Origin of the sequence: Micromonospora sp. C81, assembly GCF_018070425.1 — a bacterium.
GTDB lineage: Bacteria > Actinomycetota > Actinomycetes > Mycobacteriales > Micromonosporaceae > Micromonospora > Micromonospora zamorensis.
The window spans coordinates 18,409-32,252 of record NZ_JAGPXS010000018.1 but is presented as its reverse complement, the minus strand read 5'-3'; the positions used below and the strand labels follow the sequence as shown (position 1 = coordinate 32,252).

13 protein-coding genes are annotated in these 13,844 nt (G+C 72.1%); 9 read left to right on the top strand and 4 right to left on the bottom strand.

Features of this window, described 5'->3' with window-relative positions:
* Nucleotides 1–99: 99 nt before the first annotated feature.
* Both KBX46_RS25300 and KBX46_RS32950 read right to left on the bottom strand, forming a co-directional pair.
* Nucleotides 100–762 carry a response regulator transcription factor gene (locus KBX46_RS25300; protein WP_210794326.1) on the bottom strand — a complete coding sequence of 221 codons (663 nt, stop codon included), beginning with the start codon at nucleotides 760–762 and terminating at the stop codon, nucleotides 100–102.
* Nucleotides 759–1,988, bottom strand: a complete 1,230-nt coding sequence (locus KBX46_RS32950) for a sensor histidine kinase (protein WP_157744047.1) — start codon at nucleotides 1,986–1,988, stop codon at nucleotides 759–761. The genes KBX46_RS25300 and KBX46_RS32950 overlap by 4 nt, the downstream gene beginning before the upstream one ends.
* 154 nt (nucleotides 1,989–2,142) lie before the next feature.
* Between KBX46_RS32950 and fabG the strand changes: the two genes are divergently transcribed.
* The 4 genes from fabG to KBX46_RS25275 all read left to right on the top strand — a co-directional run bounded on the left by fabG (nucleotide 2,143) and on the right by KBX46_RS25275 (nucleotide 5,638).
* Complete coding sequence (gene fabG / locus KBX46_RS25290) at nucleotides 2,143–2,898, top strand: 3-oxoacyl-ACP reductase FabG (RefSeq protein ID WP_088949180.1); 756 nt, start codon at nucleotides 2,143–2,145, stop codon at nucleotides 2,896–2,898.
* 36 nt (nucleotides 2,899–2,934) lie between these two features.
* Nucleotides 2,935–3,702 carry an enoyl-ACP reductase FabI gene (fabI, locus tag KBX46_RS25285; RefSeq protein ID WP_088949179.1) on the top strand — a complete coding sequence of 256 codons (768 nt, stop codon included), beginning with the start codon at nucleotides 2,935–2,937 and terminating at the stop codon, nucleotides 3,700–3,702.
* A 112-nt stretch (nucleotides 3,703–3,814) separates the two neighbouring features.
* Nucleotides 3,815–4,843 carry a ferrochelatase gene (locus KBX46_RS25280; RefSeq protein WP_210794325.1) on the top strand — a complete coding sequence of 343 codons (1,029 nt, stop codon included), beginning with the start codon at nucleotides 3,815–3,817 and terminating at the stop codon, nucleotides 4,841–4,843.
* 15 nt (nucleotides 4,844–4,858) lie between these two features.
* Nucleotides 4,859–5,638 (top strand): HAD-IIA family hydrolase, encoded by a 780-nt coding sequence (locus KBX46_RS25275; protein ID WP_088949177.1) that lies wholly within the window; start codon nucleotides 4,859–4,861, stop codon nucleotides 5,636–5,638.
* A gap of 30 nt (nucleotides 5,639–5,668) precedes the next feature.
* On the opposite strand, the gene KBX46_RS25270 is transcribed toward KBX46_RS25275, so the two are convergent.
* The gene (locus KBX46_RS25270; RefSeq protein ID WP_088949176.1) at nucleotides 5,669–6,463 is read right to left on the bottom strand and encodes a hypothetical protein; all 795 of its coding nucleotides are present in this window, start codon (nucleotides 6,461–6,463) and stop codon (nucleotides 5,669–5,671) included.
* 228 nt (nucleotides 6,464–6,691) lie between these two features.
* On the opposite strand from KBX46_RS25270, the gene KBX46_RS25265 reads away from it, so the two are divergent.
* Nucleotides 6,692–7,504 (top strand): DUF3097 domain-containing protein, encoded by an 813-nt coding sequence (locus KBX46_RS25265; protein ID WP_210794324.1) that lies wholly within the window; start codon nucleotides 6,692–6,694, stop codon nucleotides 7,502–7,504.
* 22 nt (nucleotides 7,505–7,526) lie between these two features.
* Here the strand turns inward: KBX46_RS25265 and KBX46_RS25260 are convergent, their stop codons facing one another.
* Nucleotides 7,527–8,828 (bottom strand): serine hydrolase, encoded by a 1,302-nt coding sequence (locus KBX46_RS25260; RefSeq protein ID WP_210794323.1) that lies wholly within the window; start codon nucleotides 8,826–8,828, stop codon nucleotides 7,527–7,529.
* Nucleotides 8,829–8,959: 131 nt separating this feature from the next.
* Between KBX46_RS25260 and KBX46_RS25255 the strand changes: the two genes are divergently transcribed.
* The 4 genes from KBX46_RS25255 (at nucleotide 8,960) to KBX46_RS25240 (ending at nucleotide 13,840) form a co-directional block, all read left to right on the top strand.
* Complete coding sequence (locus tag KBX46_RS25255; protein WP_088949171.1) at nucleotides 8,960–9,433, top strand: NfeD family protein; 474 nt, start codon at nucleotides 8,960–8,962, stop codon at nucleotides 9,431–9,433.
* 5 nt (nucleotides 9,434–9,438) lie between these two features.
* Nucleotides 9,439–10,545: an SPFH domain-containing protein gene (locus KBX46_RS25250; RefSeq protein WP_210794322.1), complete on the top strand. Its 1,107-nt coding sequence runs from the start codon at nucleotides 9,439–9,441 to the stop codon at nucleotides 10,543–10,545.
* A gap of 133 nt (nucleotides 10,546–10,678) precedes the next feature.
* Entirely contained in the window at nucleotides 10,679–11,446 is a 768-nt protein-coding gene (locus KBX46_RS25245) for a hypothetical protein (protein ID WP_088949169.1), read from the top strand.
* A 195-nt stretch (nucleotides 11,447–11,641) separates the two neighbouring features.
* Entirely contained in the window at nucleotides 11,642–13,840 is a 2,199-nt protein-coding gene (locus tag KBX46_RS25240; RefSeq protein WP_247668151.1) for a transglycosylase domain-containing protein, read from the top strand.
* Nucleotides 13,841–13,844: the final 4 nt, after the last annotated feature.

Genomic DNA, 13,844 nt, shown 5'->3' with positions numbered 1-13,844 from the left:
CACGTTCTCCCTCCGGAATGTCGTCCGGAGGGAGAGTGCGCGGGTGGGTGGGGCTCGGTCGTCGTCCCGGGGAGCCGTCTGCGGGCTGGCTCCGCGGGGCTACTCGCCGGCGGCCACCAGACCCGTCTCGTACGCCAGCACCACGGCCTGGGCCCGGTCGCGCAGCCCCAGCTTGGCCAGGATCCGCCCGATGTGCGTCTTCACTGTCTGCTCGGCCACCACCAGGTCACCGGCGATCTCCGCGTTGTTGCGACCCCGGGCGATCAACCGCAGCACCTCGGTCTCCCGTGGGGTGAGCCCGGCCAGGTCGGTGGGGCGCGGACGGTGGCGGTCCGGGCGGGCCGCGAACTCGGCGATCAGCCGGCGGGTCACCGCGGGGGCGAGCAGCGCGTCCCCGGCCGCCACGACCCGCACCGCCTGCACCAGATCGGCCGCCGGCGCGTCCTTGAGCAGGAAGCCGCTGGCCCCGGCGCGCAGCGCCTCGTACACGTAGTCGTCCAGGTCGAAGGTGGTGAGGATGAGCACCCGGGGCCGCTGCGCCGAACGGTCACCGAGCAGCTTGCGGGTGGCCTCCAGCCCGTCCATGACCGGCATCCGCACGTCCATCAGCACGACGTCCGGGTCGAGCCGGCGGGCGGCCGCTACGGCCTGCGCGCCGTCGGCGGCGTCACCCACCACCAGCAGGTCCGGTTGGGCGGCGAGCAGCGCGCCGAAGCCCTGCCGGACCATCGCCTGGTCGTCGGCGATCAGCACCTTGATCACGCGTCCCCGCCCTCCGCGTCGTACGGCAGTTCGGCTGCCACCGCGTAACCCCCGTCGGGCAGCGGCCCGGCGGTGAACGTACCGCCCAGCGAGGTGGCCCGCTCCCGCATGCCGGTCAGCCCGTGCCCGGGGCTGCCGTCGGCGGTCGGTCGGACGTCGGCCGGGGAGTTCTCGACGCGTACCTCCAGACCGGAGCGACCGGCGCGGACGGTGACCCGCACCGCGGCGCCGCTTGCGTGCCGGGCCGCGTTGGCGAGACCTTCCTGCACGATGCGGTACGCGGCCAGCCCGACCGGCGCGGGCACCTGCCCTTCGTCCACCGGCCCGGCGTCCAGGGTCACCGGCAGTCCGGCCCGGCGTGCCGCGTCCACCATGGCGTCCAGGTCGGCCAGGTCCGGCTGCGGCGCGGTCTGCGGCCCGGACGACTCGCTGCGCAACACCCCCAGCAACCGTCGCATGTCGGTCAGCGCGTCGCGGGCCGAGGCGGCGATGGCGACGAACTCCGCGGCGGCCGGCGCGGGCACGTCCGTGAGCCGGTACGGGGCGGTCTCCGCCTGCACCGCGATCAGCGACATGTGGTGGGCCACCACGTCGTGCATCTCCCGGGCGATCCGGGTGCGTTCCTCCAGCACCGCGCGGCGCTCCTGCTCCCGCTCGCTCTGCTCGGTCTGCGCGGCCAGGGCGTGCCGGGACAACCGGTTGCGTCGGATCAGGTCGCCGACGATCGCCAGCGCGCCGAGCAGGAGCAGGACGGGCACCCGGTTGTCCGGGTCGACCAGGCCGAGCACCGGCACCGTGCTGATCGCCACCACCCAGACCAGCACCGGCCGGTCGACCCGGGCGACGACCACCGCCAGCACCGCGATCGACCCGAGCGCCAGCGGCGGGGTCCACGGCCAGGCCTGGTCGGCCGGCGCGTTGAACGTGCAGATCGACAGGGCCAGCACGGTCAGTCGCCAGGCCAGCAGCGGACGCCGAGGCAACGCCAGCAGCGGCGCCACGGTCATCGCCGCGAACAGCAGGGCGATCGGCGTCGACAGGCCCCACTCGCTCTCCACCGTCAGCGTGATCAGGAAGAGACCGAGCACGGCGAGCAACCCGACCGGGGTGGCGTACCGGTCCAGCCCGGGCCAGCGGGCCAGCAGCCGTCGGCCGGGCGGGACGTCGCGGCCCAGCACTGTGTGCCGCAGGGCCCGCAGGGCCACGGCGATCGGTTGCCGGTTCACCACCGGAAGGCTACGGTTCGGCTGCCTCCAGGGCGTGCCACCAGGGGTTGATCCCGGTGTCGTACCCCGGTGTGACGCGACTCCCGTTAGCGCTTACCTGCCGGTAACGCCTAGGCTCCGACGCGTCCGTGCTGACCATTCGCAAGGGGGAACAGTGGCCCGTACCGTGCTGGTGACCGGGGGCAACCGGGGAATCGGCCTGGCCATCGCGCAGGCCTTCGCCAAGCAGGGCGACCGGGTGGCGGTCACCCACCGGGGTGGGGGAGTGCCCGGCGCCGGCGGAGCCGAGCCGGGGTTTGGCGCAGGCGGAGCCGGCCAGCATGGCAGCCTGTTCGCCGTACGCGCCGACGTCACCGACGCCGCCTCCATCGACGCCGCGTTCACCGCCGTCGAGGCCGAGCTGGGCCCGGTCGAGGTGCTGGTCGCCAACGCCGGCATGACCGCCGACACGCTGCTGCTGCGGATGACCGAGGAGCAGTTCACCGACGTGGTGGACACCAACCTCACCGGCGCGTTCCGGGTCGCCAAGCGGGCCTCCGGCAAGATGCTCCGCGCCAAGTGGGGCCGCATGATCTTCATCTCGTCGGTGGTCGGCCTCGCCGGCGGCGCCGGGCAGGTCAACTACGCCGCCAGCAAGGCCGGTCTGGTCGGCGTGGCCCGCTCGATCACCCGGGAGCTGGGCAGCCGCAACATCACCGCGAACGTGGTGGCGCCCGGCTTCATCGACACCGACATGACCGCGGGTCTGTCCGACGACCGCAAGGCGGAGATCCGCAAGTCGATCCCGGCCGGCCGGATGGCCAGCCCGGACGAGGTCGCCGGGGTGGTCACCTGGCTGGCCTCGGACAGCGCCGGGTACGTCTCCGGCGCCGTCATCCCGGTCGACGGCGGCCTCGGCATGGGCCACTGATCAGCGCTTCTCGACAACGTACGGAGGAAACCCTGCATGTCCGGACTGCTCGCCGGTAAGCGGCTGCTCGTCACCGGTGTCATCACCGACGCCTCGATCGCCTTCTCGGTGGCGAAGCTCGCCCAGGAGAACGGCGCGCAGGTCGTGCTCACCGGCTACGGCCGGCTTTCCCTGGTCGAGCGGATCGCCAAGCGGCTGCCCGAGCCCGCCCCGGTCATCGAGGTGGACGTCACCAACACCGAGCACCTGGCCGGCCTCGCCGACCGCGTACGCGAGCACGTCGACGGCCTCGACGGTGTGGTGCACTCGATCGGCTTCGCCCCGCAGAGCTGCCTCGGCGGCGGCTTCCTCGACGCTCCGTGGGAGGACGTGGCGACCGCCCTGCACGTCTCCACCTTCTCGTACAAGTCGCTGGCCATGGCCGCGCTGCCGCTGATGTCGCCCGGCGGCGCGGTGGTCGGTCTGACCTTCGACGCGACGAAGGCGTGGCCGGTCTACGACTGGATGGGCGTGGCCAAGGCCGGCCTGGAATCGGCGTCGCGCTACCTGGCCATGCACCTGGGCAAGCAGGGCATCCGCAGCAACCTGGTCGCCGCCGGGCCGCTGCGGACCATCGCCGCCAAGTCGATCCCCGGCTTCGACCAGTTCGAGGACGCCTGGGCCGAGCGGGCCCCGCTGGGCTGGAGCCTCACCGACCAGGAGCCCGCCGCCAAGGCCTGCCTGGCGCTGCTCTCCGACTGGTTCCCGGCCACCACCGGCGAGATCGTCCACGTCGACGGCGGCTACCACGCCATCGGCTCCTGACGGTCCCTGACGCTTCTCCCCGGCGACGCTCCCGACAGCCGTTCGCGTGATCTGCGCGGCCGGACCAGGGGGCGTCGCCGGGCGGTCCAGGCCGAGGGGCGAGAATGACCCCATGTCCTACGACGCGGTGGTGCTGGTGTCCTTCGGTGGGCCGGAGCGGCCCGAGGACGTGATGCCGTTCCTGCAGAACGTGACCCGCGGCCGAGGCGTGCCGCCCGAGCGGCTGGCCGAGGTCGCCGAGCACTACCAGCACTTCGGCGGGGTGTCCCCGATCAATCAGCAGTGCCGTGACCTGCTGGCCGCCGTCCGCGCCGACTTCGCCGCGCACGGTCTCGACCTGCCCGTCTACTGGGGCAACCGCAACTGGGACCCGATGCTCGCCGACACGGTGACCCAGATGCGCGACGACGGGGTCACCCGGGCGCTGGCCTTCGTCACCAGCGCGTACGGCGGCTACTCGTCCTGCCGGCAGTACCAGGAGGACATCGCCGCCGCCCGGGCCGCTGTCGGCGCGGACGCGCCGGTGATCGAGAAGCTGCGCCAGTTCTGGGACCACCCCGGTTTCGTCGAGCCGCACACCGACGCGGTCCGGGCGGCCGTGGGCCAGCTCGACCCGGCGAAGCGGGACACCACCCGGCTGGTCTTCACCGCCCACTCCATCCCCAGTTCGATGGCTGCCAACGCCGGCCCGCACGGCGGCCGGTACGAGGCGCAGCTGCGCGAGACCGCCCGCCTCGTCGCCGCTGCCGCCGCGCCCGAGCTGGAGTACGACCTGGTCTGGCAGAGCCGCTCCGGCCCCCCGCAGGTGCCGTGGCTGGAACCGGACATCAACGACCACCTGGCCACCCTCGCCCAGAGCGGCACCACCAGCGTGGTGGTCAGCCCGATCGGGTTCGTCTCCGATCACCTGGAGGTCGTGTGGGACCTGGACACCGAGGCACTGGAGACGGCCAAGCAGCTCGGCCTGGACTTCGTCCGGGCCGACACCCCCGGCACCGACCCGCGTTTCGTGACAATGGTGCGTGAGCTGGTCACCGAACGGACGGACCCGGACGGTGCGCAGCTGCGCCGCCGCCTGGGCGAGCTGCCGATGTGGGACACCTGCGCCACCGTCTGTTGCGTGCCGACCCGCCGCCCCTGACCTCTGAGGATCATCATGCATGACCGCAAGCCCGTGCAGAGTTGGCTGACCGACATGGACGGCGTGCTGGTGCACGAGGGCCAGCCGGTGCCCGGCGCACCGGAGTTCATCAACCGGCTGCGCACCTCCGGCAAGCCGTTCCTGGTGTTGACCAACAACTCGATCTACACCCCGCGCGACCTGACGGCCCGGCTGAGCCGGATGGGACTGGACGTGCCGGAGGAGTCGATCTGGTCGTCGGCGCTGGCCACCGGGCAGTTCCTCGCCGACCAGCGGCCGGGCGGCACCGCGTACGTCATCGGTGAGGCCGGGCTGACCACGGCGCTGCACGCGGTCGGCTACGTGCTCACCGACTTCGCCCCCGACTACGTGGTGCTCGGCGAGACCCGCACCTACAGCTTCGAGGCGATCACCAAGGCCGTCCGACTGATCAACGACGGAGCCCGGTTCATCTGCACCAACCCCGACGTGACCGGCCCTTCCGTGGAGGGCGCCCTGCCCGCCGCCGGCTCGGTCGCTGCCATGATCTCCAAGGCGACGGGGGTGGAGCCGTACTTTGTCGGCAAGCCGAACCCGATGATGATGCGCTCGGCGCTCAACACGATCAACGCTCACTCGGAGAGCACCGCGATGATCGGTGACCGGATGGACACCGACATCCTGTGCGGCCTGGAGGCCGGGCTGGAGACCATCCTGGTGCTCACCGGCATCAGCAGCCGCACCGAGGCGGAGCGCTACCCGTACCGCCCGTCCCGGATCATCAACTCGGTCGCGGACCTGCTCGACGAGGTCTGACCAAACCCCAACCGGTGTTGCGGGCTCCGGTCAGGGGCGCAGGGGGGCGTTGCAGGCGGCCACCAGCGCCTGCCGGCACGCCGCGGTCAACGGGCGAAGAGCCGCGTCCCGTTGCTGCGCCTCGTAGTTGTTGATCGCCCCGCCCGGGGCGGCGTGCCCGGCCAGCGCGAGCACCCGGTCGAGCACCGCGGCCCGGGCGAAGAGCCGACGGGCCCGCGGGTCGAAGCCCGGTGGCAGGTCGGTGGCGCCGTCGGGCCGGCGCAGCGCGGCCAGCGCACCGGCCAGCTCGGGCCGCCACTGGGCCACGTCGAGGCGGGTCAGCGCGGCGGTCGTCTCGGCCAGCGCGGCGGCCAGCTCGGCCTCCGCCTCGGCGGCGCCGGGCAATGAGAGTGACGCGGCGGGCGCGTTGGCCGGCAGCGGGTAGACCCGCCACAGCACCGTCTCGAAGCAGTCGCCGGAGCCGGAGGTGTGCGAGCGGACCTCCGGGATCAACCCGAGCCCGCCGGCCACCACCGCCTCACCCGTGACCAGCGCCGCGCCGGCGAAGTCACCGGGGCCGGGCAGCCCCCGGGGGTCGCCCGGCGCGGGCAGCACCAGGCGGATCTCGTCCGGTGAGAGCTTGGCCAGAGTGGGAAGCGCGGCGCCCAGCGGGACGTCGGTCCAGGTGCCCGGGGCGTCCGCAACGAGATGTTCCTCGTTGCCGGCGATGGCGTCGGCGACCTCGTCGTACGGCACCAGCCCGGCGCGCCACGCGCGCACCCAGGCAACGAACCGGCTCGACCGGCGCGGCGCGACTGTGGCCGCGCCCGTTGCGGGGGTGGACATGCCGAAAGGGTACGTGGTCACGACCGGCTCTGTCTCGGCTGCCGCTCCCGCCGCCCGGCCTGCCTCCCTCCTCCGCATCGATCAAGGAGTTGTGGTGGGCGGTAGCTGGTGATTGGAGCCGTTTTGTCAGGCACCACAACTCCATGATCGACGAGGGCTGGGCGAGGGCTGGGTTGGGCGGTGTGTCGGACGGGTGCGGGCGGGGGTTCGGGGTTTAGCGTGATCGACATGGCGGGGCGATACGGCGAGGACGTGTTGGCGGGGGACTGGCGGCGGCGGAAGGCCACCCCCGAGGTGGACGCCGAATCGGATCTCGTGGTCGAGGACGCCGACTCCGGGTTCTGCGGAGCGGTGGTGGGCTTCGAGGCCGGCGCGGTCGTGCTGGAGGACCGGCATGGCCGACGGCGCAACTTCCCGCTGCTGCCGGCGGCGTTCCTGCTCGACGGACGCCCGGTGACGCTGCGCCGCCCCACCCGCGCGCCGGTGCCGGCGGCCCGTCGACGCACCGCGTCCGGTTCGGTGGCGGTGGACAACGTCCGCGCCCAGGTGGCCAAGGCGAGCCGGATCTGGGTGGAGGGCATCCACGACGCCGCGCTGGTCGAGCGGATCTGGGGCGACGACCTGCGGATCGAGGGTGTCGTCGTGGAGCCGTTGGACGGCATCGACGCCCTCGACGCCGACGTACGCGACTTCGGCCCCGGCCCGGCCCGACGACTCGGCGTGCTCGTCGACCACCTCGTGCCGGGCAGCAAGGAGAGCCGGATCGTGGCCCGGGTGAACTCGCCCTACGTGCTGGTGACCGGCCACCCGTACGTGGACGTCTGGCAGGCGGTCAAACCGGCGGCGTTGGGTATCGCGGCGTGGCCGGTCGTGCCGCCGGGGCGGCCGTGGAAGGAGGGGGTCTGCGCGGCCCTCGGCGTGGCCGAGCCGGCGGACATGTGGCGGCACATCCTGTCCCGGGTGAACAGCTTCGCCGACGTGGAGACCCCCCTGATCAACGCCATGGAACGCCTCATCGACTTCGTCACCGAAGCCCCCTGAGCCGGCTGACCCGTCCGGTGGGTCAGGGAATCTCGTCGGGGCTGCGCGTGAAGACGAACGTGGCGATGTCGACGGCCACCGCCCGCCCGCTGTCGTCGCGCCGCACCGTCAGGATCTCGCCGTTCTCCGGGCCGGAGCGTCCCCGCCAGCGGTCCGTTCCCTCGGCGGTGAACCGGCTCACCCGCTCACCGCGGACGTGGGCCACCAGGTCACCCGCGTTCCAGCTCAGGTCCAGCGAGGTGCCCATCCACCACCAGCGGCCGGTCAGCTCTGCCAGCTCGGCCGTGGGCGTGGCGGTGGCCGGCCGCCACCGCTGCGGGAACGCCGGCTCGGCGTCCAGCACTGTGGTCAGCATTCGGCGGCCGAGCCCGGTGATCGGGAAGCCGTACGAGTTGGCGAAGCCGACCACGGCGGTACGGGTCGGCCGGTGCACCACGAGGGCGGCCACGTACCCGGGCATCGAGCCGCCGTGCCCGACGTACACGCGCTCGCCGTCCCGGTAGAGCTCCAGCCCCAGGCCGTGCCCGCCGGTCCAGGAGTCGAGATCGCTGATCACCACGGGCGCGCACATCTCGGTGAGCGTCCCGGCGGCCAGCACCGACGGGTCGGGGTCGGCGAGGAAGGCGGCCCAGCGGCCCAGGTCCTCGATCGTCGACCAGAGCTGCCCGGCGGGGGCCATCGCGCCGGTGTCGGTGCGGGGCTCTTCGCGCAGCGTGCCGTGCCAGGGGTGTACGACGTAGCCGCGGGCGTACGGCTCGGTGGCCGCGTACGTGGTGCGGCGCATTCCGAGCGGGCCGAGCAGCCGGTCGTTGAGCAGGTCGGCCCAGGGCGTTCCGGTGAGCCGTTCGAGCACCCCGCCGAGCAGCGCGTACGCCAGGTTGGAGTAGTGGTACGCGGTGTGCGGCGGATAGGCGACCTTGTCGGCGGTCAGGCCGGCGAGCAGCGTGGCCAGGTCGGTGCCCGCTGCCCGTTCCCACCATTCGCCCTCGGGTTCGCGTTGCATGCCGCTCGCGTGCCCGAGCAGCTGACGCAGGGTGAGCGAGCCGACAACGGTGCCCGGCAGGTGCTTCTCCAGCTCGTCGTCGACGCTGAGCCGGCCGGCGTCGCGCAGCTGCATGATCAGGGACGCGGTCATCGTCTTGCTGATCGAGCCGACCCGGTACTGCAGGTCGATGTCCGGGCGGGGCTGCTCGCCTGCGGCGGCCAGGTGGGCGAGCGCGCCGTCACGGACCACGCCCAGCACCACTGACGGGGCGCGACCGTCGATCTGCGCCTGGGTGACCTGGGTGTCGATCTGCCGGGCGGTCGCGGGCAGCAGGGTCAAGGGAATCTCTCCTCGATCGGTGGCTCGGACCGGACCCTAGCCGGGGGTGTTTCGGCCGGCCAGTCCATTTCGGCGAGCCTGCTGATCATGAGAGGTGGGCTGTTCGTGCATTCGCGTGTCACGATCAGGGAGTGGACGCGGTGGTGTGGATCGTATTAGGTGTGGTGCTGGCGGTCGCCGAGATCTTCACGACGACGCTCTTTCTCATCATGTTCGGGGCCGGGGCGTTCGCCGCCGCCGGTGCCGCCGCCCTGGGTGCGCCGGTTGCGGTGCAGGCGCTGGTCTTCGCTGTGGTGTCGGCGTTGAGCGTGGTGGTGGTCCGGCCGGTCATCCGGCGGCACAGCCGTTCCGCGCTCGACAGCGGCGAGCAGCCGTTCGGCGTGGAGGCGATCGAGGGCTCCACGGCGCTGGTGCTGGAACGGGTCGACGCTGAGCACGGCCTCGTCAAGATCGACGGCGAGCTGTGGACCGCTCGCTCATATGACACGACGCAATTTTACGAACCTGGTCAACGGGTTCGAGTGATCAAGGTTCGGGGCGCGACCGCCCTGGTCTGGCAGGACGACGTTTCTTCCGCCGGCGAGCTGCCGGAAGCGAGAGGGTGAACTGAATGACCGTAATCGGGGTGCTGGTGATCGCGGTGGCGCTGATCGCCGTGATAACGCTGGCGAAGGCGGTGCGGATCGTGCCGCAGCAGCGCCAGGACGTGGTGGAACGGCTCGGCAAGTACAAGCGCACCCTCAGCCCCGGCCTCAACCTGCTGGTGCCGTTCGTCGACGCGGTGCGCACCAAGGTCGACATGCGGGAGCAGGTGGTCAGCTTTCCGCCGCAGCCGGTGATCACCTCGGACAACCTGGTGGTCTCGATCGACACCGTTCTCTACTTCAAGGTGGTCGACTCGGTCCGGGCGACCTATGAGATCTCCAGCTTCCTCCAGGCCATCGAGCAGCTGACCGTCACCACGCTGCGTAACGTGATCGGCTCGCTGGACCTGGAGCGCGCCCTGACCAGCCGGGACGAGATCAACCGGCACCTCTCCGGCGTGCTGGACGAGACCACCGGCCGCTGGGGCATCAAGGTGACCCGGGTCGAGATCAAGGCGATCGAGCCGCCGGCCAGCATCCGCGACTCCATGGAGAAGCAGATGCGCGCCGAGCGTGACCGTCGCGCGGCGATCCTCACCGCCGAGGGCCACAAGCAGTCGGTGATCCTCACCGCCGAGGGTGACAAGCAGTCGGCGGTGCTGCGGGCCGACGGTGACCGGCAGGCCCAGATCCTGAAGGCCGAGGGTCAGGCGAAGGCGATTCGGACGGTCTTCGACGCGATCCACCAGGCGAACCCGAGCCAGAAGGTGCTCGCCTACCAGTACCTGCAGGCCCTGCCGCAGATCGCCCAGGGCAGCGCCAACAAGGTCTGGATCGTCCCGGCCGAGCTGACCAAGGCCCTGGAGGGCATGGGTGGCGCGCTCGGCGGGCTGAGCCAGATGGTGGGGGACCTGCCCGCACCGGAGGCGGCCGAACACGCGAGCCAGGTCCAGCGCGAGGCCGCGGAGGCGGCGCAGGCCGCGGCGGACGCCGCCCAGCAGATCCACGACGAGGTACGCGTCGCCGAGGCGCAGGCCACCGGCGGCAACAAGCCGCAGGGGCTGCCCGCCCCGGAGCCGGTGTCCCCGGCCAGCCTGACCGAGGACCCGGCCGACCAGCGGGAACGCGGCTGATCACGGCCTTAATACGAGAAAGTCTCATGGGGCGCTCCGACGCCTGCCACGATCGGTCCTAGGACGGGTGGTGACCAGGCAATCGGGGCGCCCCGGCGCGTCTCGCACCGCTCGTGGACGAGCGAGGTGACGCATGAAGGATCCGGCGAATCGGATGTGGTCCTCGGCCCCGGTGCCCGGCGCGCACGACCCGGTCGCCCCGCTGGGCTCCAGGCGCAGCGGAGGCGGGTTCGGCGTACTGCCGTTCGTGGGCGAGCCCAGCCCGGGCGCCCCGGCCACGAACGCCACCTGGGCCTGGTCGATACGTCGGTTCGCGCGGGCCGCGGTGTGGCTGCTGCCCGCGTACGCCATCCTCTACGGCGCGGTGGCGATGGCCAGTGACGGAGGGGTGGGCAACGACCCCTATCCGGCCGACGGCCAGGCCGTGTACCTGATCGGTTGGGTGGCCGCGGTCTGGCTCGGCCTGCTCGCGCTGCTGGCCCTCACCGGTCTGCTGGCCGCGACCCGCAGCCGCCGGGTGGCCGCCGCTGGGCTGCTGGTCAGCATCGCCGGCACCGTGCTGATGCTGCCGTTCGCCGGGCTCGCCGAGCAGACGCCGGTCTTCGGCACCACCGCGCGGTCGCTGGTCCTGCTCGGGGCGACGTTCTACAGCGTCGGCTGGTTCCTCACCGGATGGGCGGTGGCCCGCTCGGGCACCTTCAGCCTCGGCGACGGCGTCATGTTGATCATCGCCGCCCCGCTGCTCGGCCTCGGTGGCGCCCTGATCGGTTCCCTGCAGACGTTCGGCGCGATCTTCGTGCTGATCGCCGGCATCGGCATCGGCTACCGCTCCGGCCGCCTGATGCCCCGTGAAACCGCGAGAGATGCCGCCAGCGCCAGCCTGAGCACTCCGAACCCCTAACGCACCCAGCGGGCCCTCGACCCTCGCCCAGCTGCGGTGATCAAGAGGTTTGCGTCAGAAATGGTGCCTCGGCTGACGCAAACCTCTTGATCACCGGGCAGAGGGGTGGGGGTGGGCTGGTTGGGGGCGTGAAGTTGGTGACAATCGCGGGGTGGGGGTGGTCGGTTGGCGGCTTTCGTGGCAATCCTGGGGAGCATGGCCGCCCCCCGCTCGCCGCTGTCGCGGCTGTTCACCGTGCTGCTCGCCGGCGTGTTGGCCGGGCTTGTCCTGGCAGTCGCCGCGCTGCCCGGCAACCTGCTGCTCGGGCTCGGCGCCCGCGCCGCGCTCGGGTCGTACGCCGCGTTGCCCGCCTCGCTGAAGACCCCAGCCACGCCGCAGCGCTCGTACCTGTACGCCAACGACGGCAAGACGCTGATCACCACGTTCTACGACGTGAACCGCACCGACGTGCCGTTGTCGGAGATCGCCCCGGTGATGCGGCAGGCGATCGTGGCGGCCGAGGACCGGCGCTTCTACGACCACGGCGGCGCGGACCTGCGCGGCCTCGCCCGGGCACTGGTGGCCAACGTCAAGGGCGGCGGCACCGAGCAGGGCGGCTCGACGCTGACCATGCAGTACGTCCGTAACGTCCTCAAGACCGACCCCACCCGCACCGCCGAGGAGCGCGCCGCCGCCACCGACCCCACCTTCGGGCGCAAGATCCAGGAGATCCGGTACGCGAGTGCGCTGGACAAGAGCCTCGGCAAGGACGAGATCCTCGACCGGTACCTGAACATCGCCTACTTCGGCTCCGGCGCGTACGGGATCGCGGCGGCCAGCCAGCGTTACTTCGGCAAACCGCCGGCGCAGTTGACCCTCGCCGAGTCGGCCCTGCTCGCCGGCCTGGTGCAGTCCCCGGACGCGTACAGCCCGATCAGCGGCGACAAGGCCGAGGCGCTGGCCCGCCGGTCGTACGTGCTGGACTCGATGGTCGCCACCAACGCGATCACCGCCGCGCAGGCCGCCCAGGCCAAGGCCGAGCCGCTGACCCTGCACCCCACCGCCCAGCCCAACGGCTGCACGGCGGTCTCCCAGGGCCACGACGACTGGGGCTACTTCTGCGACTACCTGCGGCAGTGGTGGCTGACCCAGCCGGCGTTCGGCGCCACCGTCGCGGAGCGCGAGCAGGCCCTGCGGTCGGGGGGCTACACCGTTGTCACCTCGCTGGACCCGAAGATCCAGGCCACCGCGCAGCAGCAGGCCACCAAGGTCTACGGATACGACAACAAGCGCGCCCTGCCGATCGCGGCGGTCCAGCCGGGCACCGGGCAGGTGCTGGCGATGGCGGTCAACCGCCACTACAGCCTGGCCGACAACCCGGCCGGGCAGGCGAACCACCCGAACACCGTCAACCCGTTGATCTCCGGCGGCGCCAGCGTCGACGGGTACCAGGCGGGCTCGACGTTCAAGCTGTTCACCATGCTCGCCGCGCTGGAGTCGGGCCGTACCCTCTCCACCGGCTTCGACGCGCCCGCCAAGCTGCCCACCCGGTACGCGGCTGAGGGGCCGGGCAGCTGTGAGGGCCGCTGGTGCCCGGCGAACGCCAACCCGGACTGGATGGACGGGTACCGGATGATGTGGGACGGCTTCGGCCGCTCGGTGAACACCTACTTCGTGTGGTTGGCCGAGCAGGTCGGCCAGGACAAGGTGGTCGAGATGGCGCAGCGCCTCGGCATCACCTTCCGGGCCGACACGGACGCCGCCTTCGCCAAGGACAACGCCGCGAACTGGGGGTCGTTCACCCTCGGCGTCGCCGCCACCACCCCGCTGGACCTGGCCAACGCGTACGCCACGGTGGCCGCCGAGGGCACCTACTGCACACCGGTGCCGGTGGTCTCGGTGACCGACGCGGACGGTGCGAAGGTGCCGGTCGGTCAGCCGTCCTGCAAGCGGGTCATCGACGTCAACGTCGCCCGTGCCGCGACCGATGCCGCTCGCTGCCCGGTGGGCCAGCAGTCGGCGTTCGGGCAGTGCAACGGCGGCACCGCGACCGGTGTGAACGACATCCTCGACGGCCGGCCGGTGGCCGGTAAGACGGGCAGCTCGGAGCAGAACTCGACCGAGACGTTCGTCGGTTTCACCCCGCAGGTCGCGGTGGCCGGCATCGCCGCCAACCCGGACGACCCGGCCGACTCGGTGGGCTCTGCGGTGCAGAGCAAGGTGATCGACGCGGTCGCCCGGGTCATCGCCACCGCTGTGAAGGGTCAGCCGGAGAAGGCGTTCGCCGCACCCAGCCGCGAGTTGGCCGGCGACGCGCGCCGCCCCGTGCAGCGTCCCGTGGTCCCGGAGCGTCAGCAGCAGCCGACCCAGGACCCCCGCTCGGCCCTGCAACGCTGGCTCGATCGTCGCGGCTGACGGT

Excerpts from the sequence above, each read along its gene's own strand:
- fabI (WP_088949179.1), top strand. The coding sequence starts at position 2,935 with ATGTCCGGACTGCTCGCCGGTAAGCGGCTGCTCGTCACCGGTGTCATC.
- KBX46_RS25280 (WP_210794325.1), top strand. The coding sequence starts at position 3,815 with ATGTCCTACGACGCGGTGGTGCTGGTGTCCTTCGGTGGGCCGGAGCGG.
- KBX46_RS25275 (WP_088949177.1), top strand. The coding sequence starts at position 4,859 with ATGCATGACCGCAAGCCCGTGCAGAGTTGGCTGACCGACATGGACGGC.
- KBX46_RS25270 (WP_088949176.1), bottom strand. The coding sequence starts at position 6,463 with ATGTCCACCCCCGCAACGGGCGCGGCCACAGTCGCGCCGCGCCGGTCG.
- KBX46_RS25265 (WP_210794324.1), top strand. The coding sequence starts at position 6,692 with ATGGCGGGGCGATACGGCGAGGACGTGTTGGCGGGGGACTGGCGGCGG.
- KBX46_RS25250 (WP_210794322.1), top strand. The coding sequence starts at position 9,439 with ATGACCGTAATCGGGGTGCTGGTGATCGCGGTGGCGCTGATCGCCGTG.
- KBX46_RS25245 (WP_088949169.1), top strand. The coding sequence starts at position 10,679 with ATGAAGGATCCGGCGAATCGGATGTGGTCCTCGGCCCCGGTGCCCGGC.
- KBX46_RS25240 (WP_247668151.1), top strand. The coding sequence starts at position 11,642 with ATGGCCGCCCCCCGCTCGCCGCTGTCGCGGCTGTTCACCGTGCTGCTC.